This is a genomic window from Mesorhizobium sp. M2A.F.Ca.ET.043.05.1.1 (assembly GCF_003952445.1).
Lineage (GTDB): Bacteria > Pseudomonadota > Alphaproteobacteria > Rhizobiales > Rhizobiaceae > Mesorhizobium.
On record NZ_CP034446.1, the window covers coordinates 776,657 to 798,202 of the forward strand.

The following is a 21,546-nucleotide window of genomic DNA, read 5'->3' on the forward strand; positions in this document are numbered from 1 at the left end:
ACTGTCTACGTTTTGTTCTAGTTTCGCGTGTCCCGGATCAACTTGACAGCCGGAGCGGGTGAGGGGAAAGCTGCCGGCAGGGCGGGGCCTGTCGCACCCCGCAAGCTGCTCTATCTTGTTTGACGCAGTTCCGGACGGAAAGACGCTTCACGCTTTTCCTGGAATTGCTTGATGCGCGCAACAGTCGAAGGAGCACCGTCTTGGCTGTCACCATCACCTCCCTCGTCCTCTTCCTCATCGGTCTCATTCTCGGCGGCGGCGGCATCTGGCTCGTCGCGCTGGGTGGTAGTTGGTACTACCTGATCGCCGGCCTCGTCTTCCTGATCACGGCCTGGCTGCTGTTCAGGCGCAGGTCGACCTCGCTCTGGCTCTACGCGCTGTTCGTGCTCGCCACTTTGTGCTGGGCGGTGTGGGAAATCGGCTTCGACTGGTGGCAGCTCGGTCCGCGCGGCGGCGTCATCGTGCTCATCGCCCTGTGGCTTCTGACGCCATGGGCAAGGCGCGGCTTGCGCGGCCCCGACGGACGCGCGCCACTGATCCTGGCCGTGCTCGCCTCGCTGGCGGTCGCCGGTTATTCGATGACCGCCGATCCGCACGACATCGCCGGCACGCTCGGCACCGAAAAGGTGGCGGCGGCGGCCAATCTCGGCGGCGACATGCCGGCCGGCGAGTGGCACTTCTATGGCCGCACGCCGTTCGGACAGCGCTATTCGCCGCTCGACCAGATCACGCCCGACAATGTCGCCAAGTTGCAGCCAGCCTGGACCTACCGCACCGGCGATGTGAAAGGCCCCGACGATATCGGCGAAACGACCTATCAGGTGACGCCGCTGAAGATCGGCGACGCGCTCTTCATCTGCACGCCGCACAACTTCGCCATCGCCATCGATGCCGCGAGCGGCAAGGAAAAGTGGCGCTACGATCCCAAGATCAAGCTCGACAACAACCGCCAGCACCAGACCTGCCGCGGCGTGTCCTATTATGCCGATGCCAAGATCGCCGCCGGCCAGCCCTGCGCGCAGCGCGTCTACCTGCCGACGTCGGACGCTCGCCTGATCGCACTCGACGCCACCAACGGGCAGTTGTGTCCGTCCTTCGCCGAGGGCGGCACGCTGAACCTGATGGGCAATATGCCTTATCCGAAATCGGGCTATTACTATTCGACCTCGGCGCCGCTGATCGTCGCCGGCAAGATCATCGTCGGCGGCGCGGTCAACGACAATTACTCAACCGAGGAGCCGTCGGGCGTCATCCGCGCCTTCGACGTCGACACCGGCGCGCTGCTGTGGAACTGGGATTCCGGCAATCCGGATGTGACGACGCCGCTGCCCGCCGGGCAGACCTATACCCACAACTCGCCCAACATGTGGTCGACCGCCAGCGCCGACGAGAAGCTCGGGCTGCTTTACGTGCCGCTCGGCAACCAGACGCCGGACCAGCTTGGCATGGGCCGCAGCGCCAATGTCGAGAAGTTCTCCTCCTCGATCGCCGCGCTCGATCTCAACACCGGACAATTGCGCTGGGTGCGGCAGACCGTGCATCACGATCTGTGGGACATGGACGTGCCGGCGCAGCCGTCGCTGGTCGACATCACGACGGCAAACGGCATCGTGCCGGCGCTGGTCGGGCCGACCAAGCAGGGCGATCTCTACGTCCTCGACCGGCGCACGGGCGAGCCGATCATTCCGGTGAAGGACGTGCCGGCCCCCGGTGGCGCCATTGAGGGCGATCATGCCTCGCCGACACAGCCGGCCTCCGACCTTTCCTTCAATCCGAAGCCGCTGACCGGCGCCGACATGTGGGGCATCACTCTGTTCGATCAGCTGGCCTGCCGGATCGAGTTGAAGAAATTGCGCTATGAGGGGCGCTACACGCCGCCCTCGCTGCAGGGCTCGCTGATCTATCCCGGCAATTTCGGCGTCTTCAACTGGGGCGGTGTCGCGGTCGATCCGGTGCGGCAGGTGATGTTCGGCATGCCGACCTACCTGGCGTTCACGTCCAAGCTCATCCCGCGCGCGGACGTGCCGCCGCCAGGCGACACCAAGGGCAGCGAGCAGGGGCTGAACCGCAACGAGGGCGCACCTTACGCGGTGGTGATGGGGCCGTTCCTGTCGCCGCTCGGCATCCCCTGCCAGGCGCCGCCCTGGGGCTATGTCGCCGGTGTCGACCTGAAGACCGGAAACATCGCCTACAAGCACCGCAACGGCACCGTCTACGACATGACGCCGCTGCCATTGCCGCTCAAGGTCGGCGTTCCAGGCATCGGCGGGCCGATGATCACGGCGGGCGGCGTCGCTTTCCTGGGCGCGGCGGTCGATGACTATCTGCGCGCCTACGACCTCACCACCGGCAGGCAGCTCTGGCAGGCGCGGCTGCCGGCGGGCGGCCAGGCGACGCCGATGACCTACACAGTGGCCGACGGCCGCCAGTTCGTCGTCATCGTCGCCGGCGGCCACGGCTCCGTCGGCACCAAGCCGGGCGACTATGTGATGGCCTACACGCTGCCCAAGTGAGGGAAGGCGTCGGGCTTCAAAGCCCGAGATGGCCCCGCAGGCTGGGCACCTGGTCCAGCACCTGATTGGTGAGATCGGGGCCGGCGGCAGCTTCGGCCTGCTTGATCAGGGTCTCGCCGGCCTGCCGGATCTGCGCCATGTCGAGGCCGGACGCTTTAAGCGCCGCGATGCCGTTGATCAGCGCGCCGGCCTTCTCGCCGAGCACGCCGCCAAGCGCCCCTTGCAGCGACGACAGCAGGCCGCCGCCCGAATTGGCCGCGCCGGCGACCATCACGTCATATTTCTGGGCCAGCGCGTCGGCGCCGGGGATCTGGGCGAAGAAAGACGAAACGCTGGTGCCTTCCGCCTCGTGCTCCAGCACGGAAAAGATGGTGCCGACGACTTTCTCGGTAGTCGGCTCGTCGAGGCCGGCCTTCGAGGAAACGGTGTTGATGATATCCTGGACGTTCATGGCATTCCCCTTTTCGTCATTCGTATCGGCAAGGCGGCTCCGGCAATTTCTCGTCCCAATGTGACAGCACCATCAAGCCTTTCGGAAATGACCAAAATGTGATGAATCAAGCTGGCTTGCCGGCGCACCGCTCCGTCAGGAATCCCTCGCAGGATCTGTCACCCCGGCGTGACTGGACCCTGCAGCTCTCGACCCTATCTTGCGGATCACCCGCCTAAAGCGCGCCACGTCGGAAATGGATTCCCGTGTCGCGCTGCGCACTTTTGGGCGACATGCACTACGTCGAGGACAGCCATGACCGAACCCGTTGCGAGCCCACGCAGCCCATCATCACGCAACCTCCTATTACTCAGGCGATGATCGACGCCTATGACGAATACACGCATCTGACGCTCGACCGACGCCGCTTTATGGAGCAGCTGACGAGGCTGGCGGGCTCGGGCGCCGCGGCGGCCGCGATCGCGCCGATGCTGGCGGCCAACTCCGCCAAGGCGGCGATCGTCGCCGAGGACGATGGCCGCGTTAAGGGCGAGGACATCACCTATCCCGGCTCGAGCGGCGAGATGAAAGCCTATCTGGTCAAGCCGGCCGACCAGCAGGGCAAGCTTGGCACCGTCATCGTCATCCATGAGAACAGGGGGCTCAACTCGCATATCCGCGATGTCGCCCGACGCGTGGCGCTGGAAGGGTTCGTGGCGCTCGCGCCGGACTTCCTGTCGCCGCTTGGCGGCACGCCATCCGACGAGGATAAGGCGCGCGACATGTTCGCCAAGCTCGACCCTGCCCAAGTCGCGGCAGACGGGGTGGCGACGGTCGCCTATCTCAAGAACCTCAAGGACGGCAACGGCAAGGTCGGGGCGGTCGGCTTCTGCTGGGGCGGCGGCGCGGTGAACCAGCTGGCCGTCCATGCGCCCGATCTCAGCGCTGGCGTCGCCTATTATGGCATGCAGCCCAAGGCCGAGGATGCCGCGAAGATCAAGGCGCCGCTGCTCCTTCATTATGCCGGTCTCGACAGCCGGACCAATGCGGGCATCGATGCCTACAAGAAAGCGCTCGGCGCCGCGCATGTCGAATACAAGGTCTATGTCTATGAGGGCGCCAACCACGCCTTCAACAACGACACCTCGGCCGCGCGTTATGACAAGAAAGCCGCCGATCTCGCCTGGGGCCGGACGATCGCGTTTCTCAAAGAGAAGCTCACCTAGCCGAACAGTTCAGGTATTTGCTGCCGGCTTATGCATGGCGACGCCCGCGATCACCAGCGCAATGCCGATGCAGTCCGTGGCGCTCGGCACCTGGCGCAGCACGATGACGCCGATCAGCGTTGCCGTGAGCGGAAGGAACGAGAGCATCAGCGCGAAGCTCGCGCGCGGCAGCCTCGCCATGGCGAGCTGGTCGCAGATATAGGGGATGACCGAGGAGCAGACGCCGACGCCGATCGCCGCGACAAGCAGTTGCGGCGACGAGAAGGCGGGCAGCGCCTCGCGGAAGCCGATGGGCAACACGACGAGGAATGCGACCGCCATGGCGGCGCCGAGGCCGGCAATGCCGTAGCCTGCCTGGGCGACGCGATGGCCGATCACGATATAGCCGACGAAGAGAGCGCCGTTGAGAAAGGCCCAGAACAGGCCGGCCGGATCGCTCGACCATTTGACGTCGATGAGCAGCAAGGTGCCGATGACCGCGACAGCCAGCGCGGCAAAGTTGCGCGGGCTGCGCAGGCCGACCAGCGCCACCCCGATCGTGCCGACGAACTCGATCGCCGCCACCAGAGAGATCGGCAGGCGGTCGAGCGCCAGATAGAACGAGCAGTTCATCACCGCCAGACAGACGCCGAAGGCCAGCAAAAGCAGTCGCTGAGCGCGGTCGGCGCGCGCGAAGACGCGCCAGGGCCTGGTCAATGGGGCGAAGATGAGAGCGGCGGTGGCGATGCGCAGCCAGGCCATGCCGAGCACGCCGACCTGGTCGAAAAGCAGCACTGCGAAAGCCGGCCCGAGATAGTGGAACACGGCGCTGACGCAGAACCAGACATGCGGCGGCAGCGCATTGGCCAATCCCCCGAGGGCAAGGATGGGGCGCGGGGCGTCGGTTCTGCCGGCGGCCGGGTTTGCAGCTGGCGTTTGCGTTTGGCTGGTCATGCGCGCATTATCGCAGGCGAAATGCATGACTTATATGTGCGATCGACGTTCTGTTTGTCGTTTTGGACTCCAATGGAAGACAAAAAAATTGAAAAACCGTCGAAATGAAGATGCCGAGCTGGACGCTGTGGACCTGAAGATCCTGCGGCTCCTGGAAAAGGACGCGCGCATCAGCACGGCGGAATTGGCGCGCGCGGTCGGGCTGTCGGCGCCGAGCGTGGCGGAGCGCCTCCGCAAGCTGCAGGAGAACGGCGTGATCGAGGCCTATACGGTCAGGATCAATCCGGCCGCGCTCGGGCTGAAACTGTCGGCCTGGCTGAGGATCAGACCGGTTCCGGGACAGCTTTCCGTCGTGGCGGACATCATCCGCGAGCTGCCGGAGATCGCGCAATGCGACCGCGTGACCGGTGAGGACTGCTTCATCGCGCTGGCGCATGTCGGCTCGGTGAGCGAACTCGAGCGGGTGATCGACCGGATCATCCCTTACGCGATGACCAACACGGCCATCATCCAGTCGTCACCGGTCGAGCCGCGCTCGCCGCTGCGCGGGTTCAGGCAAAAGTGACGGGGGACGAATCAGGCGTGGCCGCGCCGCATGCGCGCCTGGGTCAAAATCGCGCGCCAGCGTATCATGTCGAACGGGATAGGCTCGTTGTTGTTGGCGATGTGGAAGATCTCGTTGTCGACGTTCTTCAGCGATCGCCAGAAATCATAGTCGGTGATGCGTGGATCGGCCGCCAAGCGCTCCACCTCGACCTTGATGTCGGTTTTCATGCACTGTCCTCGCACCGCATTCCGCCAGCCGCCCGCGCGCAAACCCGGTAGGGCGGTTTTCAAACGCGTCACTGAGTCGTTCAACGGACTCAAGCGACTTGTTCACGTTAAAACCTTGGTAAGGTTAACGCGGGCGCGCCGGTTTTCAAGCGCTCTTGCGCTTGATGCCGATCGAGCGGCCGGCGCGCTCGGGCATCGGCAGCGCCGCATGCGCGGCGCGCATCGCTTCGACCTTCGCCATCACGTCGGCCGGGAAGGGGGCGACCCGCGGCCCGGCCATGTCGACATGCAGGGCAAGCTGCTCGGATGTGGCGGCCAGCCAGCCGTCGACATGGCGGATTTCCTGATAGGCCCTGAGCCGCTTCTCGTCGTGGTCGATGAGCTGGAACGAGACCTTCACCTTGTGGTCGAGGTGCAGCTCCTGGACATAGCAGACATGGACTTCCGCCGTGTAGATGGTGAGGCGGCGATCCCTTGCGTAGTTCGGCCCCATGCCCATCATCTCGAAGGCCACGTCCGAACAGCGGTCGAACAGCACGTTGTAATAGGCCATGTTGAGATGGCCGTTGTAGTCGATCCAGTCCTTCTCGATGTCCATCGGGTCGGAAATGAACGGGGCGGGGATGGTCATCTGATTTTCCTTGATCGTCGCTGGACAGGGGGTGGTGGGTGAGGTTCTCTTTGTTCCGGCGCAATTCCGGACGGAAAACCGCTTCACACTTTTCCTGGAATTGCTTTAGGCATCATCCATAGCTGCATATCAAGAGTGGCCGCTGGTCCATTCGCGGAGGAATTCATGGCTTTGAGCGACCTCAATCCCGTCGAACGCAACGAGGAAGGCATTGCCGCGGTGCTCGGCATCCTCAAGCAGCGCTTCGGCGAGCGCTTCCAGACCGGCGAGGCGATACGCGGCCAGCACGCGCACACCACCACCTATATCCCGACCCAGGCGCCGGACGGCGTCGCCTTCGTCGAGACGACCGAGGATGTGCAGGAGATCGTGCGCGCCTGCGCTGCCCACCGCGTGCCTGTGATCGCCTTCGGCGTCGGCTCCTCGCTCGAGGGCCACACCAACGCGCCGGGTGGCGGCATTTCCATCGACACCTCGCGCATGAACCGGATCCTCGCCGTCAATCCGCAGGATCTCGACTGCACGGTCGAGCCCGGCGTGACGCGCGAGGACCTCAACAGGCATCTGCGCGACACCGGCCTGTTCTTCCCGATCGATCCGGGCGCGAATGCTTCGCTGGGCGGCATGGCGGCGACCAGGGCTTCCGGCACCAACGCGGTGCGCTACGGGACGATGCGCGAAAACGTGCTGTCGCTGACCGCGGTCATGGCCGACGGCGAGACGGTGACGACCGGCAAGCGGGCGAAGAAAAGCTCGGCCGGCTACGACCTGACGCGGCTTTTGGTTGGTTCGGAAGGCACGCTCGGCATCATCACCTCGCTGACGCTCCGACTGCAGGGCATCCCGCAGGCGATCTCCGGCGGCGTGTGCCCCTTTCCGAGCCTGGAGGCGGCCTGCAACACGGTGATCGCGACCATCCAGATGGGCATTCCGGTGGCCCGCATCGAGCTGGTCAACGCGCTGCAGATGCGGGCGATGAAGAATTATTCCAAGCTCGACTATCCGGAAAGCCCGTGCCTGTTCGTCGAGTTCCACGGCAGCGACGCGGGCGTGGCCGAACAGGCCGAAACCTTTGGCATGATCGCCGAGGAGAATGGCGGCGGGCCGTTCCTGTGGACCAGCGTCGCGGAAGAGCGGACAAAGCTCTGGAAGGCGCGGCACGACGCCTACTGGTCGTCGCTGACGCTGCGTCCCGGCGCCAAGGGCCTGTCGACCGATGTCTGCGTGCCGATCTCGCGGCTTGCCGAGTGCGTCACCGAAACGGAGGCCGACATAGCCGAGATGGGCCTCGTCGCGCCGATCGTTGGCCATGCCGGCGACGGGAATTTCCACGTGCTGGTGCTGATGGATGTCGACAACCCGGCCGAGATCGCGCTTGCGGAAAAATTCGTCGCCAGGCTCAACATGCGCGCGATCGCCATGGAAGGCACCTGCACCGGCGAACACGGCATCGGCCAGGGCAAGGTCGGCTTCCTGCGTCACGAACTAGGGCATGGCGTCGATATCATGCGCACCATCAAGCAGGCGCTCGACCCGCTCAACATCATGAATCCGGGCAAGATTCTGCCGGCGGCGGGGTAACGCGCCGCCCCGATCTATTCCGCCGCGCCCTCGACAAGCTTCTGCAGCATCGGCCGCGTCGGCGCGAAGAAGGTCGTGCCGGTGTGCGGGGTGGAGAAGTCGAGCAACCGGTCGTAGCTGCCAGGCGGCTCGCCGACATACATGCGCTGCAGCATTTTTTCGATCACCCACAGATAGCGCGTGTAGCCGATGAAATAGGTGCCGAACTCGTTCTGTCCGGGACGGCCGAACGGCATGTTGTCGCGCAAGATGTCGTATTCATTGCCGGCGTCGTCCTCGATCGTGGCCAGCGACTTGTGCGACTTGCGCGGCTTGTCGTCGTCATCGATCTCGATGTTGTCGATCTTGGTGCGGCCGATGATCTCTTCCTGGACATGGGTCGGCGTCTCTTTCCAGGCCGCCATGTTGTGCAGGTATTTCTGCACGACGACGTAGCTGCCGCCGGCAAAGTCGCCGTCCTCGTCGCCGACCAAGGCGGAGGCGGGCAGGTCGAGGCCGGTCGGATTCGCGGTGCCGTCGACAAAGCCGAGCAGGTCGCGCGCATCGAAATAGCGAAAGCCGGACACCTCGTCGACGACGGTCACGCTGCCGCCAAGGGCGTCCAGCAGGATGCGCTCGAGCTCGAAGCACATGTCCGGCCGCTCTGCACGGATGTGGAACAGGAGATCGCCCGGCGTCGAGGGCGCCGAATGGGCCGCGCCCTCGATCGGCGCGAACGGTTTCAGCTCGCGCGGCCGGCGGTTGGGCGACAGACGGTTCCAGAGCCCGGCGCCGATGCCGGCGATGCAGGACAGCCGGCCCGACAGGTCGCGGAAGCCGACATTCTTGACCAGATCGTCGAGCTCGCTGAGCACCGAGGCGGCGGTCGAAAGCGCGGCCTGGTCGCTGCCGATCGTGACGACGAGGAAAATCGCGGCTGTCGACAGCGGAGCGTCGACGCTCTGCGCGTCGATGGGCACTCTATCCCAGTTCTTGCCTGACATCGGGGACGCTCCGTGTTGGGTATGGCGGCCAAGGACGTGGCCGGATGGGCAGGGATTCGCAAAAGAGATATCCCGACGACGAGCGGTCGCGCAACTGGAGACATTGGCGGCTGCCGCACGTTGAATTGCCTCTTTATGGACACGCGGATGCAGGTAGAGTGCGGCTGACTTTCAACCCGGGAAACAGATGCTCGCCCGCCTGTTCGTGATCTTCGGTGGCCTGTTCGTGCTGGTGCTGTGCGCGGCGCTGGTGGTGCCGTATTTCATCGACTGGACGGGTTACCGGGGCGATTTCGAGCGGGAGGCGAGCGCCATACTCGGCCGCAAGGTGACGGTGAAGGGCGACGCGACGGCACGGCTGTTGCCGTTTCCCTCGGTGACCTTCTCAAATGTCGAGGTCGCCGGCGGGCCTGAAGGCCAGCCGGCGATGACGGTGGAGACCTTCTCCATGGATGCGGAGTTGGCACCCTTCCTGCGCGGCGAGGTGCTGATCTTCGACATGCGGCTGGTGCATCCGAAAGCCATCATCAATGTGGCCGGCGACGGCACCGTCGACTGGACGCTGCGGCCGTCGACGCCCTTCAACCCCGGCCAGATCGCCATCGAGAAGCTGTCGGTGACCGAGGGGCAGATCGAGTTGCGCCATGCCGCCGGCGGACGCAGCCATCTGATCTCGGAAATCAACTCGACCATTTCGGCCAAGGCGCTTACCGGCCCATGGCGCATGGACGGAACGCTGCGCTTCGACGGCCTGCGCACGGACGTCTCGGCCTCGACTGGCAAGGTCGAGGCCGACGGCCAGATGCGGCTCAGGCTGAAAGCCGATCCCGCTGCCTATCCGCTGATTATCGAGACCGACGGCAATGCCGGCATCGTCAAGGGCGCCACGGTCTATTCCGGACAGTTCAAGATTTCAGGCGCGGACAAGAACTCGGCCGAGCTGCGCGGTAATGATGGCGAACCGGTCAAGATCAGCACCGGAAAGCCTGACCCGGGCTTCCGGCTGAACGGCAAGTTCGCGCTCGACCACCAGAAGCTCAATGTCGACGAGTTCCGTTTCGAGACCGGGCCACTCGACAACCCCTACACCGCCGACGGCAAGGCCTCTGTCGATCTTGGCCTGAAGCCGCATTTTGCGGTCGAGGCCAGCGGGGCGCAGGTGCAGTTCGACGAGGCCGTCGGCGGAGCCGCCGGGTCAGGTTTCACCCTCGACCAGCGCATCGCTGCATTCGAGCAGACACTGCAGCACATGCCGAAGCCGACGATACCGGGCACGCTCGATGTCAGGCTGCCGGCGGTGGTGGCGGGCGACACGACGGTGCGCGACGTGCGGCTGTCGGCCGAGCCGGTCGAAGGCGGCTGGTCGGTCAAGTCGCTAGCCGCGACGCTGCCGGGCCGCACGACGCTCGAAGCCGACGGCATGTTGAGCGTCGAAGACCATTTCGGCTTCACCGGCTCGTTGCTGCTCGCGGTCGGGCAGCCTTCCGGCTTTGCCGCCTGGCTGTCGAAGGATGTTGACGAGGCGATCCGCCGGCTGCCCGCTGCAGGCTTCAAGGCCAAGGTCGACCTCAGCGAGAACCGGCAGTCCTTCAGTGATCTCGAACTCATCCTCGGCAAGGCGAAATTTTCCGGCAGAATCGATTCCAGCCAGCCGGACGGCGCCAGGCCTTCCGTGCTGATGCGGCTGACGGGCGGCGAGATGGACCTTGATGGGCTCGCGGCCTTCGCTTCGATCTTCATCAGCGACAAGGGTGCCAACCGCTTTTCGGACCGCGATCTCGATTTCCAGATCAAGGCAGGGCCGGTCAGCGCCGGCGGGCTCAGCGCCGACACCGTCGACACCGCGCTGCGGCTGCGAGAGGGCCTGCTCGAGATCGACCGGCTGTCGATCGGCGGCCTGGCCGGCGCCTCGATCAGCGCCACGGGCCGGGTCAAGGATTTTCCGCAGAGCCCGACCGGCAAGCTCAACGCCTCCATCGTTGCTGTGGACCTCAAGCCGCTGATAGATGTCGCGGCCGAGCATTATCCCGACAATGCCGTGCTCAAAGGCCTGGCAAGCCGCGCGGCGGCCTATCCCGAACTGTTCCAGGATGCGCGCATCGATCTCTTGACCAGCGCCGCCGAAAATGGCGACGGCACCTCGGGGCTGGCGCTCTCGGCCCAGGGCAATGCCGGCGGCTCGGCTTTCTCGGCTTCGCTTTCCGGCAAGGGAAGCGCAGACAAGCTCACCGAGGCTCCGGTGTCGATCACCTTCAACGCCCGCAACGACAATGCCACGACGCTGCTGGCGCTTTACGGCCTGCCGGCGCTGCCGCTCGGCATGCTCGGCCACGCCAACACCGACGTCTCGGCGAAGGGTTCTATCGCCGGCGGTCTCGCGACCAGCTTCAATCTGACCGCCGACGACTTCAGGGCGAGCTTCGACGGAACGGTCGCCGATACGGCGCAAGGCCCTACAGCCAAGGGCAAGGTCAATCTTGAAGCTGCCGATATCGAGCCGTGGCTGATGACCACAGGGGTAGGCCTGCCCGGCATGGGAACGGGCACGTCGACGTCGCTGGCGGCCGATGCCGATTTCGGCAACGGGCTCCTGGTGCTGAGCGGCCTCACCGGCTCAATCAACAAGGCGGCGGTGTCCGGGGACATCAACATCGACGCCAAGGATGGGCTGCCGCATCTTGCCGGGGCGCTGGCGCTCGATGAGCTCGACCTCGATCCGCTGGCAGTCTCGCTGTTCGGCGACCAGTCCTTCGCGTCCGCCAAGGGCGGATGGCCGACGACGCCATTCAGCCAGAAGTCGACGCTGCCGTTCAACGCGGACCTCGATCTCGACACGTCGGCGCTGGCCGTGGGGCCCTTCGCGACGGCGCATGACGCCTCCTTCTCGCTGAAGCTCGATCGCGAAGGCATCCACGTCTCCGATCTCAAGGCGAAGCTCTATGGCGGCGATCTGACCGGCCTGTTCGACCTGAAGAACACCGAAGGCACCGGCCTGTTCTCCGGCCAAATGCGGCTGGCTGGCGGCGATCTTTCAGCGGTTCTCCCCGATGCCGGTATCGGCGGCAGCGGCGATCTTTCGGCGGCGCTTTCGACCAGCGGCAAATCGGTCGACGCCATGATCACCGCTCTGTCCGGATCCGGCACCGCGGCCCTGAAGGGATTGAAGGTGGACGGCATCAATCCGGACGGGTTTGCCGCCATCATCGCCAAGGCCGATGCGATCGGACGCGATATCGACGCGGCCAAGACGGCCGAGTTCGCGCCGCAGATCGCAGGCGAGGGGAGCTTTGCCGCCGGCGACACGGACGTGGCCTTCACCGTCGCCAACGGGACGCTGCGGGCGCCGCCGATCAGCCTCGGCAGTCCCGGCGCGAGCTTGTCCGCCGATGTGACCGCCGATCTCAACACCAGCACCGTCACCGCAAAGGGGACATTGACCTATCGTCCCGGCGACGAGGCTTTGGTCGGCTCGGAGCCTGCCGTCAATTTCAGCCTGGCCGGCCCGCTCGGCGGCGCTGCGCCCCAATTCGACAGCGGTCCGCTGGCGCAATTCCTGACGCAGCGCGCGCTGGAGAAGGAGCAGCAGCGGGTCGAGGCGATGCAGGCGGCGCTGCTGGAGAAGCAGCGGCTAAGGCGCGAGGTGCGCTATTACGCGGCGCTGCAGACGGAGCGCGACAGGGCGGCCGAGGAATTGCGCCGGCAAGAGGAAGAAGCGCGGCAGAAGGCCGAGGCGGAGGCCAGGGCGAAAGCCGAAGCGGAAGCGCAGGCACAGGCGGAAGCCGAGGCAAAAGCCAAGGCCGACGAAGAGGCGAGGGCGAAGGCGGAAGCCGACGCCAAGGCTCAGGCCGAAGCGGACGCCAAGGCGAGGGCCGAGCAACAGGCGAAGGCCGAGGCCGAGCGGCGGGCCGCGGACGAGGCGGCCAAGGCGCAGGCAGAGGCCGATCGCAAGAAGGCGGAGCAGGCGAAGCTGGAAGCAGCTCGCAAGGCGGCTCAGCAGGCGCCAAAGGCGGACCAGTCACTCCCCGGCGTCAATGACGGTTCGAGTCCGCCGCCGGCCAAGCCGAAGGCCAATCCGTTCACGATCGACAATCTGTTGAAGTCGCTCGACGGCGGTTGAGCTTTTCGCCGCAGGCGCGGCGGAGCTGGTCCCCAGACCGGTCGGCTCTGTTTGCATTGGCAGGTGGCATGCGTTGGAGATTGGCCAAAACGCCCATCGCGATCGTCATTCCAGGGGCGAAGCAGGAGCGAAGCTCCGTCGCGAAGACCCTGGAATCCTGTGTGTTGGTTCTGGTGTATGGTTCGAAGTGGGAAGGAGACCGAGTGGATCCTGGTCGTCCTTTCGGACAGGCCGTGGCATGGCCCGGTCCCTTCCCACCGGTGAACCATCAACCTGAACAGTTGCACGGGGCTGTTACAAGCAGACCTCGCACCACAGGAAGAGGCGTGGACATGATAGCCCAGAACTATGTCGGCTGCGACATCTCCAAGCAGTGGCTCGACTTTTTTGATGAGACAAGCGGCCGTCTTCGGCGCATCGACAACCAGGCCGATGCGATCGCGGCTTATGTGGCGGGTCTTGATCCCAGTCGGGACTTCGTCGTCATGGAGGCGACAGGCGTGCATGACCGGCTGCTGCGTCATGCGCTGGCCAAGGCCGGCGTGCCGTTCTCGCGGCACAACCCGGCACACACCCACCACTATTCGAAGTCGACGCGCCGGCGCGCCAAGACCGATCCTCTCGATGCCAGGATGCTGAGCGACTATGGCCGTCGCTATAACCCTGAAGCCGAGCCGGCGCCGCGCGAAGAAGTTGAGCGGCTTCAATCGCTTGCCGGCCACCGCGACCACCTGGTCGAGATGCGGGCAGCGCTGAAGAAGCACCTCGCCGAGGCCTTCGATGAGATCGTCATTGCCGATCTGGAAGAGACGATCTCCTTCCTTGACACGCGCATCAAGGCGTTCGAGAGCCAGATTGCCGAAGTCATTCGTCAAAACCAGGACACCGCTCGCGACCATGCGCTGATGGTCTCCGTGCCCGGTGTCTCCAAGGTCGGCGCGCTCTCGCTGCTGGCGCTCCTGCCCGAGCTCGGCCAGCGCTCACCCAAGGCGATCGCGGCACTGGCCGGCCTTGCCCCGTTCGACAACAAGAGCGGCAAGCTCAACCGCAGGAGCCATATCCAGGGCGGGCGATCACGCGTGCGCCGCGCCCTCTATATGGCTGCCCTCACCGCCATCAGAACCTGTGAGCGCTTCAAGACCTTCTACACCGCACTTGCTGCCCGCTCAGGCTCCAAGAAACTGGCTATCATCGCCGTCGCAAGGAAGCTCTTGGTCGTCCTCAATGCCATCATGCGCGACAAAATCGCCTTCGCATGAACACAGTTGCCATGCCGTTACCTTCGCCAAGGCGTGCAACAGAGCAAAATTCTGCACCGCAGCAACGCTTCCAAGTCACGGCATGGATTCTATGGTCTGCGCCGCGTCGCTTCGCTCCTTGCTCCGCCATAGAATGACGAGGTTGGGGCGCGGCTTCAACCAATCTCCGGCGGTTGCGTTTTCGTCGTCATGTCTCGACTTATGGCGCTCTCAACGCTTGGCGCACCAAAGCGTCGGAGATAGCGGGGCTATATGGTGCCGCCGCCGCGTTTCGCCCAGGCCAGCACATAGAGCCTCAGCGCCGACGACAGGTTGGCATCGCGGGTGCGCGTCTCGTCGATCTCGGCGACCAGGGCCGCGAGCGACAGCGAACGCTGCGCGGCGATGGTGACGAGGTCGTCGTAGAAGGGCTGCTCCAGCGAAAAGCTGGTGCGGTGACCGCGAATCGTTACCGAGCGTTTTTCGACCGCGGCCATTGCAGGACTCAGCGCTTGCCGGGGTCGTCGGGCTTATCCCGGCGATGGCCGGCCATGAATGTCTCGGCCTTCTCCGATGTCAGCCGGTCGCGCTCGCGCTCCGCCTTCGAGCGGCCGTGCAACGCCCGGTTCTCGCTCGCCTGACGTTCCTTCTCTGTGCGCGCTTTGTGCTTGCGGGCCTGGCGGAGATTGATGACCTCGCCCATGGCGCCGGACTACTTCTTGCGGAAGGCGTCGAGCGAGACGACGTCGGCGCCTTTGCCGCCGGTCTCGGCGACCGCCGGCTTCTTTTCGCTCTCGGCGGCCTTCTTCTTGGTTTCCGGCTTCTTCTCGGGAACGACGGCGATCGGTTCAGGCGCCGGAGCGGCGGCCTCGTCTTCCACGCTCTCCGTCTTGACGTCGAATTCGAGCTCGAAATTGACCGACGGATCGTAGAAGCCGCGCACGGCAGAGAAGGGGATCTCGAGCTTTTCCGGAACGTCGGAGAAGGAAAGCCCGACCTCGAAGCCGGCATCCGTCACCTTGAGATCCCAATACTGGAACTGGATGACGATGGTCATTTGCTCCGGATAGCGCTCGCGCAACCGCGACGAGATGCGCACCCCCGGCGCGCCGGTCAGGAAGGTGATGAAGAAATGATGATTGCCCGGAAGGCCGGTGCGCGCGACCTCGGCCAGGACCTTGCGCATGACGCCGCGCAGTGCCTCCTGGGCCAGAATGTCGTAGCGGATGTGGTCGTCGGCCATGTGATGGTCGGGTTCCGTTGAATCGTCCGCATAGCTGTAATCAAGCTTGAGCGCGGCGTAAACCGCATATAGGCGCAAAGCGGTGAGGCCAAGAGGGGCGCCAGCGATTTGATCGCTCAGGCGTGGGCGAGCGCGGCCTGTTTGCCGGCTGGCGACTTCTTCCTGGCAAAGGCGCTGAGGAAGGTCCGCACGCCGTTGGTGGCGGAGCGCAGCACTTCTCCCTCGGTTGGCGTGCCGCCCAGCATGAACGTGGTCTGAAGCTCGGCGTTGACGAGGGCGAGGAACTGACGCGCCGCGACGTCGGGGTCGCCGATCGAAAGATGCCCGGCGAAGGCAAGCCGGGCGAAACGGGCGGCAAGCGCCGACCAGGTGCGGCCAGGGCCGTGTTCGCGCCATTCGGCAAACAGTTCCGGATAACGCCCGCCTTCGGCCTGGATCAGCTTGCGCAGGAAACGGCCATCGCGGTTGCAGATGCAATTGCGGTTCATACGCACCGCGAAGGCGATCAGGTCGGCCTCGAGGTCGGTGGGCTGGTCGGGGAAGCTGGCGATGGTGGCGAAGATGCCGGCATTGCAGCGATCTGTCAGGTCGCGCACGACGGCGACGAAGAGGTTTTCCTTGTCGCCGTGGTGGTTGTAGACGGTCTGGCGCGAGACCCCGGCCTCGGCCGCGATCAGGTCGATATTGGCGCCGGCATAGCCTTCGCGGCAGAAGACGGAAGCGGCCGCATCCACCACCGACACGCGCTTGGCCTCATGGCTGCGTGGCGGGAAAGTGTCAGGAGAAACGCCGTGCTTCATGAAAATCTATATAGCGGTGATTGACGAATTGGACAAGCCTGTCTAAATTTGTGGACACAACAAAGGGAAATCCCGCTGGAGAGACGAATACGTTCGCCTGATAGGGCGAATGATTCACTCTGATTGTAGGATTCCCCGCGGGATGGAACGTCCTGGGTTCAGACGCCGGTATTCCGGCGGCAACCAGATCCGAAAAGAGCCTTTATCATGAGTCCCAAATTCCTCCGCATCGCGGTCGTGCTCGGCTTGTTGTCTGCGATCGGCCCGTTTGCGATCGATATGTATCTTCCCGCGCTGCCTTCGATCGGCCAGGACCTGCATGCCGGCACCGCCGCCGTGCAGATGAGCCTTCTGATCTTCTTCCTGTCGATGGGCTTCGGCCAGATCGTCGTCGGGCCGATCTCCGACATGGTCGGCCGCAAGGCGCCGCTTTATGCCGGACTCGCTCTGTTCATGGTCGGCGGCGTCGGCTCGGCCATGGCGCCGAATATCGAGTGGCTGATCGCCTTCCGCTTCCTGCAGGGCCTGGGCGCCAGCGCGGGCATGGCGGTGCCGCGCGCCATCGTGCGCGATCTGCACACCGGCAACGAGGCCGCCAAGCTGATGTCGCTTCTGATGCTGGTGTTCTCGGTATCGCCGATTCTGGCGCCGCTGACCGGCAGCCAGATCATCGAAACCTTCGGCTGGCGTGCCGTGTTCTGGACCGTCACGGGCGCGGCTGCCCTGGCCACCATCCTGCTTGCCACCTCGCTCAAAGAGACGCGGCCGGTCGAGGAGCGCGCCGGCTCGTCCTTCGGCACGGCGCTTGCCGGCTACCGCTACCTGATGGGCGACCGCAACTTCCTGGGCCTTGTGGCGATCGCCGGCTTCGGCATTGCGAGCTTCTTCGTCTATCTGTCGAGCTCGTCCTTCATCCTGATCGACCATTATGGCCTGTCGCCGTCGGTCTACAGCGTGTTCTTCTCGATCAACGCGGTCGCCTTCATCGGCATGTCGCAGCTGACCGGGATGCTCGCCGACCGCTTCGGGTTGAAGCGCGTCGTCTGGGTGGCGGTCACCGGCTATGCCACGGTGATGGTGGCGCTGTTCGCCATCATGGCCTCAGGTGTCGACCGGCTCGACGTGATGGCGGCGCTGCTCTTCGTCGGCTACGGCTTCCTCGGCCTCGTCATTCCGACCACCTCGGTGCTGGCGATGGAAGAGCATGGCGAGATCGCCGGCACGGCCTCGGCGCTGATGGGCACGCTACATTTCGCCATCGGCGCGCTGGCCATGGGCGTCGCCGGCATCTTCTTCGACGGCACGCCGCTGCCGATGGTGGCCGGCATCACGCTTTGCGCCGTGATCTCGTTCACGCTGGCCAAGCTGACACTCGGCCGCGCGCGCGAAGCGGTCGAGGCGCCGGCGGAGTAGGGCGCCTCGAAACAACACCAAGAAGGCCGGCTCGCCCGGCCTTTTTCATATCCGTCGCAAATCCGCTCGATCGATGACGAAGCGCACCCGCTCTTCGACCGAGGCAAGAGGTAAAGGCACCAGTTCGTAGCCGAGTTCCGCATAGACGCCGGTCACCGAGCGGTATGTGCGCTCGGCCTCGTCCAGCGTCTGCTTGCGCTCCTCGTCCTGGCTGAAAATCTCCGGCCAGGGCGGCGCGACGAAGACGCGGCGCGCGTAGCGGAATTTTTCAGCCGCGCTTGTGACGTGGTCGGGCACCGGCAGGCCGCAGAGCCTGAGATAGCCGATCGTATCGGCCACGCCGCGGTCGAAGAAAACCGGGCCGGCTTCAGCAGGCGCGGCGTGCCAGGAGCGCAATTCCCACGACAGCATCAGCTCGGCAAAGAGCCCTCGGTCCTGCCAGGGGAGGGCAGGGCCGCCGATGGCCATCTGGTCGCGGATGATGCCGCGCCCGGCTTCGGGGGCCGTCGCGAAACCCTTGGCCTGCAACGCTTCGATCAGCGTCGTCTTGCCCGAGCCCGGGCCACCAGTCAGCACGAAGAATCGGTCGGAATCGTTTTGCATGGCCTGTCCATGGAGGATGAGCGGCAAGGCCGTGCCGCGCATCAAAGCGCCGGACAAGCCTTGGCCGTTCGATTGATGGGAAGAAGCAAAAAGGGAAAAAAGGGAAGGTGGAGGTTTCTGTTGCCAGGTACCTCCGAACCCCGCCTAGAAGTGCGAACCGCTAGGACTTGATTTGAAGCGTTCGCGCCGCATTAAGCAGCGAGACGAGCTTCCGCATAGTTGTCGTTGGCAACTATAAGTTTAGCCCGATGACGGTGGTACAATGCCGGGCAAAAGTACGATCTTTACACCTTCGTCGATCCTATTTCGCCCCCAGCAAAAACCGCTCCGTCAGCCAGAGCGGTTTTTGGTGGAGGCGCCGGGTACCGCCCCCGGGTCCGAACGGCTTATTTCATCGCCTGTTTATTGCCATAGTCGGTCAAGCCGACGAAGCGAATATAGGGAGCGATGAGGGAAAAATAAAGGCCAAACCGGCGGTTATCCGTAATGTCAAACTGTGCAGCCAAGGGTTGACTTGCGCGCCCACTCAATCAAATCTCGCTCCCGGTGAGGAGTCTCTGACCTAGCGCAAAGGTTGCGCGGCGCGCCACAACCCTCATCGACCGGATCCGTGGCGCCGACGAGGGGAAGTTCGATGGCCGACTATCTTGCGGATGTGAAGAAATACGATGCCGGCGCCAGCGCCGACGCGGTCGATAAGATCGTCAAGCACCTGGGCATTGCGCTCAGGAACCGCGATTCCTCGCTGGTGTCCTGCACCGACCCGAAGGAACTCGATCGCGTTCGCGAGAATTGGATCGGCAAGAAGCTCGGCATCGCCGATGCCGCTAAGGCGAATGCCTCGATCGAGAAGACCTGCAAGGCGATGCAGGCAGACAACACCAAGAGCCGCGTGACCTTCTACTACCTGGTTGCCAAGGATCTCGGCAAACTCGGCTCTCTCTGAGTCCTGGCCACAGCAGCCGGCACGAAACCGTGCCGGCACCGTGGGCTTTTGGGTGCGCCCCGCATCCGCAGCCGCTTTGCGGTGTTCGACCGGCTGTCGGTCGGGTATGATTGGCTGTAACCCGAATCGAGGCGGAGCCGATGCGCCAATATCTCGACCTGTTGAAGCATGTGCTGGAGAACGGCAGCGACCGTGGCGACCGCACCGGAACCGGCACGCGCTCGGTGTTCGGCTACCAGATGCGCTTCGATCTTTCGCGCGGCTTTCCGGTCACGACCACCAAGAAGCTGCATCTGAAGTCGATCATCCACGAGCTTCTGTGGTTCCTGGCCGGCGACACCAACATCAAATATCTCAACGACAACGGCGTCACCATTTGGGACGAATGGGCCGACGAGAACGGCGATCTCGGACCGGTCTATGGCAAGCAGTGGCGCTCCTGGCCCGATGGCCATGGCGGCGAGATCGACCAGATTGCGGGCCTTTTGAAGGAAATACGCCGGAATCCCAACTCGCGCCGGCTGATCGTCTCGGCCTGGAATCCGGCTGAAGTCGAGGCGATGGCGCTGCCGCCCTGCCACTGCCTGTTCCAGTTCTATGTCTCGGAAGGCAGGCTCTCCTGCCAGCTTTACCAGCGCTCGGCCGACATCTTCCTCGGCGTGCCGTTCAACATCGCTTCCTATGCCCTGCTCACCATGATGGTGGCGCAGGTGACCGGGCTGAAGCCGGGCGACTTCGTCCACACGCTGGGCGACGCGCATCTTTATTCGAACCATTTCGAGCAGGCGCGCGAGCAGATGCGGCGCACGCCGAAGGCTCTGCCGACGATGTGGATCAATCCGGAGGTGAAGGACCTGTTCGCCTTCCGCTTCGAGGATTTCCGCCTCGAGAATTATTTCGCGGACGCGAATATCAAGGCGCCGATCGCCGTTTAACTCGATCAGTCGATGCCGACCATGACGTCCGAGGCCTTGACCACCGCATAGGCCTGCTTGCCCTTCTCGAGGGCAAGGTCGCGACCGCCTCGTTGGTGGTCGATGTGGTGAAGATCACGCCCGCCGCTGATGTCGATCCTGACATGCGAGGTGGTCGCTCCCTGACGATCTCGGTGACCTTACCCTTCAGGATATTGCGGGCGCTGATCTTCATGCGTCTCTCCTTGAGCAGCGCTGTTTCCGATTTATCGTAGACCGGAACCATGGCGGCCCACACAATGCCACGACAGGCGAAAAGCCTTTCCTTGTTATGTTCATCCGGATATATCGGTCTGAGGCTTCGAGCCGTACGGATTTTGATACCAGGGAGAGACTTCATGACGGGCACGGGTTTCGGGTTGAAGGCGATCGCTATTGGAGGTTTCACGGCAATGCTGATGGCGGCGGTGCCGGCGGCTCATGCCGACGACAAGGTAGTCGTGTTCGCCGCGGCGAGCCTCAAGGACGCGCTCGACGCCGTCAACAAGGCCTGCGAGCCGGAAGTCGGAGAAGCCGCCACCATTTCCTACGCGGCGAGCTCGGCGCTGGCCAAGCAGATCGAAGGCGGCGCGCCGGCGGACGTGTTCGTGTCGGCCGACCTCGACTGGATGAAGTATCTCTCGGACAAGAAGCTGACCAAGCCGGACACCGAGGTGAAGCTGCTTGGCAACCAGATCGTGCTGGTGGCGCCGAAGGATTCCACGGTCGAGACCAAGGTCGAGAAAGGCTTCGACCTTGCCAAGCTGATCGGCGACGGCAAGCTTGCGATGGGCGATTTCAAAGCCGTGCCGGCCGGCAAATACGGCAAGGCGGCGCTGGAATCTCTGGGCGTCTGGTCGTCCGTCGAGGGCAAGGTCGCGCAGGCCGAGAATGTGCGTGCAGCCTTGAAGCTGGTGTCGACGGGCGAGGCGGCGCTGGGCATCGTCTACGCCACCGACGCGCATGCGGAGAAGGGCGTCAAGGTCGTCGGCATCTTCCCGGAAGATTCGCATCCGCCGATCATCTACCCGATTGCCCAGATCGCGGATTCGAAGGACAAGGATACGGCTGCCTTCCTGAAATGCGTCGAATCGGCGAAAGCCGCCGAACTCTTCAAGGAGCAGGGTTTCACGGTGCTCGCGCCGAGCAACTAAGAGAGATC

The 21,546-nt window shown here is 64.2% G+C and carries 20 protein-coding genes, 1 other RNA gene and 1 pseudogene; 10 read left to right on the forward strand and 12 right to left on the reverse strand.

The genetic code is table 11. From position 1 onward, the window contains the following. The first annotated feature begins 200 nt into the window (after window positions 1-200). Complete coding sequence (locus EJ069_RS03650) at window positions 201-2,513, forward strand: glucose/quinate/shikimate family membrane-bound PQQ-dependent dehydrogenase (protein WP_126060128.1); 2,313 nt, start codon at window positions 201-203, stop codon at window positions 2,511-2,513. A 16-nt stretch (window positions 2,514-2,529) separates the two neighbouring features. On the opposite strand, the gene EJ069_RS03655 is transcribed toward EJ069_RS03650, so the two are convergent. Continuing rightward, window positions 2,530-2,964, reverse strand: a complete 435-nt coding sequence (locus tag EJ069_RS03655) for a hypothetical protein (RefSeq protein WP_126060129.1) — start codon at window positions 2,962-2,964, stop codon at window positions 2,530-2,532. Window positions 2,965-3,320: 356 nt separating this feature from the next. Between EJ069_RS03655 and EJ069_RS03660 the strand changes: the two genes are divergently transcribed. Next, complete coding sequence (locus EJ069_RS03660; protein ID WP_189476443.1) at window positions 3,321-4,169, forward strand: dienelactone hydrolase family protein; 849 nt, start codon at window positions 3,321-3,323, stop codon at window positions 4,167-4,169. Window positions 4,170-4,178: 9 nt separating this feature from the next. Here EJ069_RS03660 and EJ069_RS03665 read toward each other — a convergent pair whose 3' ends face one another. After that, window positions 4,179-5,102: a DMT family transporter gene (locus EJ069_RS03665; RefSeq protein WP_126060130.1), complete on the reverse strand. Its 924-nt coding sequence runs from the start codon at window positions 5,100-5,102 to the stop codon at window positions 4,179-4,181. 88 nt (window positions 5,103-5,190) lie between these two features. Between EJ069_RS03665 and EJ069_RS03670 the strand changes: the two genes are divergently transcribed. After that, a complete protein-coding gene (locus EJ069_RS03670; protein ID WP_126060131.1) occupies window positions 5,191-5,667 on the forward strand; it encodes an Lrp/AsnC family transcriptional regulator in 477 nt (158 codons plus the stop codon). Between the two features lie 11 nt (window positions 5,668-5,678). Here EJ069_RS03670 and EJ069_RS03675 read toward each other — a convergent pair whose 3' ends face one another. Both EJ069_RS03675 and EJ069_RS03680 read right to left on the reverse strand, forming a co-directional pair. Beyond that, the gene (locus EJ069_RS03675; protein WP_042644109.1) at window positions 5,679-5,876 is read right to left on the reverse strand and encodes a hypothetical protein; all 198 of its coding nucleotides are present in this window, start codon (window positions 5,874-5,876) and stop codon (window positions 5,679-5,681) included. A 145-nt stretch (window positions 5,877-6,021) separates the two neighbouring features. Next, the gene (locus EJ069_RS03680; protein ID WP_126060132.1) at window positions 6,022-6,507 is read right to left on the reverse strand and encodes a thioesterase family protein; all 486 of its coding nucleotides are present in this window, start codon (window positions 6,505-6,507) and stop codon (window positions 6,022-6,024) included. Between the two features lie 165 nt (window positions 6,508-6,672). Between EJ069_RS03680 and EJ069_RS03685 the strand changes: the two genes are divergently transcribed. Continuing rightward, window positions 6,673-8,088: an FAD-linked oxidase C-terminal domain-containing protein gene (locus tag EJ069_RS03685; RefSeq protein ID WP_126060133.1), complete on the forward strand. Its 1,416-nt coding sequence runs from the start codon at window positions 6,673-6,675 to the stop codon at window positions 8,086-8,088. Window positions 8,089-8,102: 14 nt separating this feature from the next. Here the strand turns inward: EJ069_RS03685 and EJ069_RS03690 are convergent, their stop codons facing one another. Next, entirely contained in the window at window positions 8,103-9,071 is a 969-nt protein-coding gene (locus EJ069_RS03690; protein ID WP_126060134.1) for a Dyp-type peroxidase, read from the reverse strand. Between the two features lie 187 nt (window positions 9,072-9,258). On the opposite strand from EJ069_RS03690, the gene EJ069_RS03695 reads away from it, so the two are divergent. Next, complete coding sequence (locus tag EJ069_RS03695) at window positions 9,259-13,188, forward strand: AsmA family protein (protein WP_126060135.1); 3,930 nt, start codon at window positions 9,259-9,261, stop codon at window positions 13,186-13,188. Window positions 13,189-13,520: 332 nt separating this feature from the next. Further along, window positions 13,521-14,447, forward strand: a complete 927-nt coding sequence (locus EJ069_RS03700; RefSeq protein ID WP_126059570.1) for a transposase — start codon at window positions 13,521-13,523, stop codon at window positions 14,445-14,447. Between the two features lie 248 nt (window positions 14,448-14,695). Here EJ069_RS03700 and EJ069_RS03705 read toward each other — a convergent pair whose 3' ends face one another. From EJ069_RS03705 to EJ069_RS03720, 4 genes are all read right to left on the reverse strand, one after another. Continuing rightward, on the reverse strand, window positions 14,696-14,923 hold the full coding sequence (locus tag EJ069_RS03705; RefSeq protein WP_126060137.1) for a ribbon-helix-helix domain-containing protein: 228 nt from the start codon (window positions 14,921-14,923) through the stop codon (window positions 14,696-14,698). An 8-nt stretch (window positions 14,924-14,931) separates the two neighbouring features. Next, entirely contained in the window at window positions 14,932-15,129 is a 198-nt protein-coding gene (locus EJ069_RS03710) for a DUF4169 family protein (protein WP_126060138.1), read from the reverse strand. Between the two features lie 9 nt (window positions 15,130-15,138). After that, window positions 15,139-15,669, reverse strand: coding sequence for an SspB family protein (locus EJ069_RS03715; protein WP_042644144.1), 531 nt, complete (start codon window positions 15,667-15,669; stop codon window positions 15,139-15,141). A gap of 116 nt (window positions 15,670-15,785) precedes the next feature. Continuing rightward, the gene (locus tag EJ069_RS03720) at window positions 15,786-16,469 is read right to left on the reverse strand and encodes a TetR/AcrR family transcriptional regulator (protein WP_126060139.1); all 684 of its coding nucleotides are present in this window, start codon (window positions 16,467-16,469) and stop codon (window positions 15,786-15,788) included. A gap of 207 nt (window positions 16,470-16,676) precedes the next feature. On the opposite strand from EJ069_RS03720, the gene EJ069_RS03725 reads away from it, so the two are divergent. Beyond that, complete coding sequence (locus tag EJ069_RS03725) at window positions 16,677-17,882, forward strand: multidrug effflux MFS transporter (protein WP_126060140.1); 1,206 nt, start codon at window positions 16,677-16,679, stop codon at window positions 17,880-17,882. Between the two features lie 45 nt (window positions 17,883-17,927). On the opposite strand, the gene EJ069_RS03730 is transcribed toward EJ069_RS03725, so the two are convergent. Both EJ069_RS03730 and ssrA read right to left on the reverse strand, forming a co-directional pair. Next, the gene (locus EJ069_RS03730; protein ID WP_126060141.1) at window positions 17,928-18,485 is read right to left on the reverse strand and encodes an AAA family ATPase; all 558 of its coding nucleotides are present in this window, start codon (window positions 18,483-18,485) and stop codon (window positions 17,928-17,930) included. A 106-nt stretch (window positions 18,486-18,591) separates the two neighbouring features. Beyond that, window positions 18,592-18,952, reverse strand: a transfer-messenger RNA (tmRNA) gene (ssrA, locus tag EJ069_RS03735). Window positions 18,953-19,119: 167 nt separating this feature from the next. Here ssrA and EJ069_RS03740 point away from each other — a divergent pair. Further along, entirely contained in the window at window positions 19,120-19,431 is a 312-nt protein-coding gene (locus EJ069_RS03740; protein ID WP_042644091.1) for a DUF2853 family protein, read from the forward strand. A 140-nt stretch (window positions 19,432-19,571) separates the two neighbouring features. Beyond that, window positions 19,572-20,366 (forward strand): thymidylate synthase, encoded by a 795-nt coding sequence (locus EJ069_RS03745; protein WP_126064619.1) that lies wholly within the window; start codon window positions 19,572-19,574, stop codon window positions 20,364-20,366. Between the two features lie 5 nt (window positions 20,367-20,371). Here the strand turns inward: EJ069_RS03745 and EJ069_RS33135 are convergent. Further along, window positions 20,372-20,580, reverse strand: a pseudogene (locus tag EJ069_RS33135) (molybdopterin-binding protein). A 163-nt stretch (window positions 20,581-20,743) separates the two neighbouring features. Between EJ069_RS33135 and modA the strand changes: the two are divergent. Beyond that, complete coding sequence (gene modA / locus EJ069_RS03755) at window positions 20,744-21,538, forward strand: molybdate ABC transporter substrate-binding protein (RefSeq protein ID WP_126060142.1); 795 nt, start codon at window positions 20,744-20,746, stop codon at window positions 21,536-21,538. Window positions 21,539-21,546: the final 8 nt, after the last annotated feature.

Excerpts from the sequence above, each read along its gene's own strand:
- EJ069_RS03680 (WP_126060132.1), bottom strand. The coding sequence starts at position 6,507 with ATGACCATCCCCGCCCCGTTCATTTCCGACCCGATGGACATCGAGAAG.
- EJ069_RS03675 (WP_042644109.1), bottom strand. The coding sequence starts at position 5,876 with ATGAAAACCGACATCAAGGTCGAGGTGGAGCGCTTGGCGGCCGATCCA.
- EJ069_RS03660 (WP_189476443.1), top strand. The coding sequence starts at position 3,321 with ATGATCGACGCCTATGACGAATACACGCATCTGACGCTCGACCGACGC.
- EJ069_RS03705 (WP_126060137.1), bottom strand. The coding sequence starts at position 14,923 with ATGGCCGCGGTCGAAAAACGCTCGGTAACGATTCGCGGTCACCGCACC.
- EJ069_RS03715 (WP_042644144.1), bottom strand. The coding sequence starts at position 15,669 with ATGGCCGACGACCACATCCGCTACGACATTCTGGCCCAGGAGGCACTG.
- EJ069_RS03655 (WP_126060129.1), bottom strand. The coding sequence starts at position 2,964 with ATGAACGTCCAGGATATCATCAACACCGTTTCCTCGAAGGCCGGCCTC.
- EJ069_RS03730 (WP_126060141.1), bottom strand. The coding sequence starts at position 18,485 with ATGCAAAACGATTCCGACCGATTCTTCGTGCTGACTGGTGGCCCGGGC.
- EJ069_RS03700 (WP_126059570.1), top strand. The coding sequence starts at position 13,521 with ATGATAGCCCAGAACTATGTCGGCTGCGACATCTCCAAGCAGTGGCTC.
- EJ069_RS03690 (WP_126060134.1), bottom strand. The coding sequence starts at position 9,071 with ATGTCAGGCAAGAACTGGGATAGAGTGCCCATCGACGCGCAGAGCGTC.
- EJ069_RS03695 (WP_126060135.1), top strand. The coding sequence starts at position 9,259 with ATGCTCGCCCGCCTGTTCGTGATCTTCGGTGGCCTGTTCGTGCTGGTG.
- EJ069_RS03745 (WP_126064619.1), top strand. The coding sequence starts at position 19,572 with ATGCGCCAATATCTCGACCTGTTGAAGCATGTGCTGGAGAACGGCAGC.
- EJ069_RS03710 (WP_126060138.1), bottom strand. The coding sequence starts at position 15,129 with ATGGGCGAGGTCATCAATCTCCGCCAGGCCCGCAAGCACAAAGCGCGC.
- EJ069_RS03665 (WP_126060130.1), bottom strand. The coding sequence starts at position 5,102 with ATGACCAGCCAAACGCAAACGCCAGCTGCAAACCCGGCCGCCGGCAGA.
- EJ069_RS03685 (WP_126060133.1), top strand. The coding sequence starts at position 6,673 with ATGGCTTTGAGCGACCTCAATCCCGTCGAACGCAACGAGGAAGGCATT.
- EJ069_RS03725 (WP_126060140.1), top strand. The coding sequence starts at position 16,677 with ATGAGTCCCAAATTCCTCCGCATCGCGGTCGTGCTCGGCTTGTTGTCT.
- modA (WP_126060142.1), top strand. The coding sequence starts at position 20,744 with ATGACGGGCACGGGTTTCGGGTTGAAGGCGATCGCTATTGGAGGTTTC.
- EJ069_RS03720 (WP_126060139.1), bottom strand. The coding sequence starts at position 16,469 with ATGAAGCACGGCGTTTCTCCTGACACTTTCCCGCCACGCAGCCATGAG.
- EJ069_RS03740 (WP_042644091.1), top strand. The coding sequence starts at position 19,120 with ATGGCCGACTATCTTGCGGATGTGAAGAAATACGATGCCGGCGCCAGC.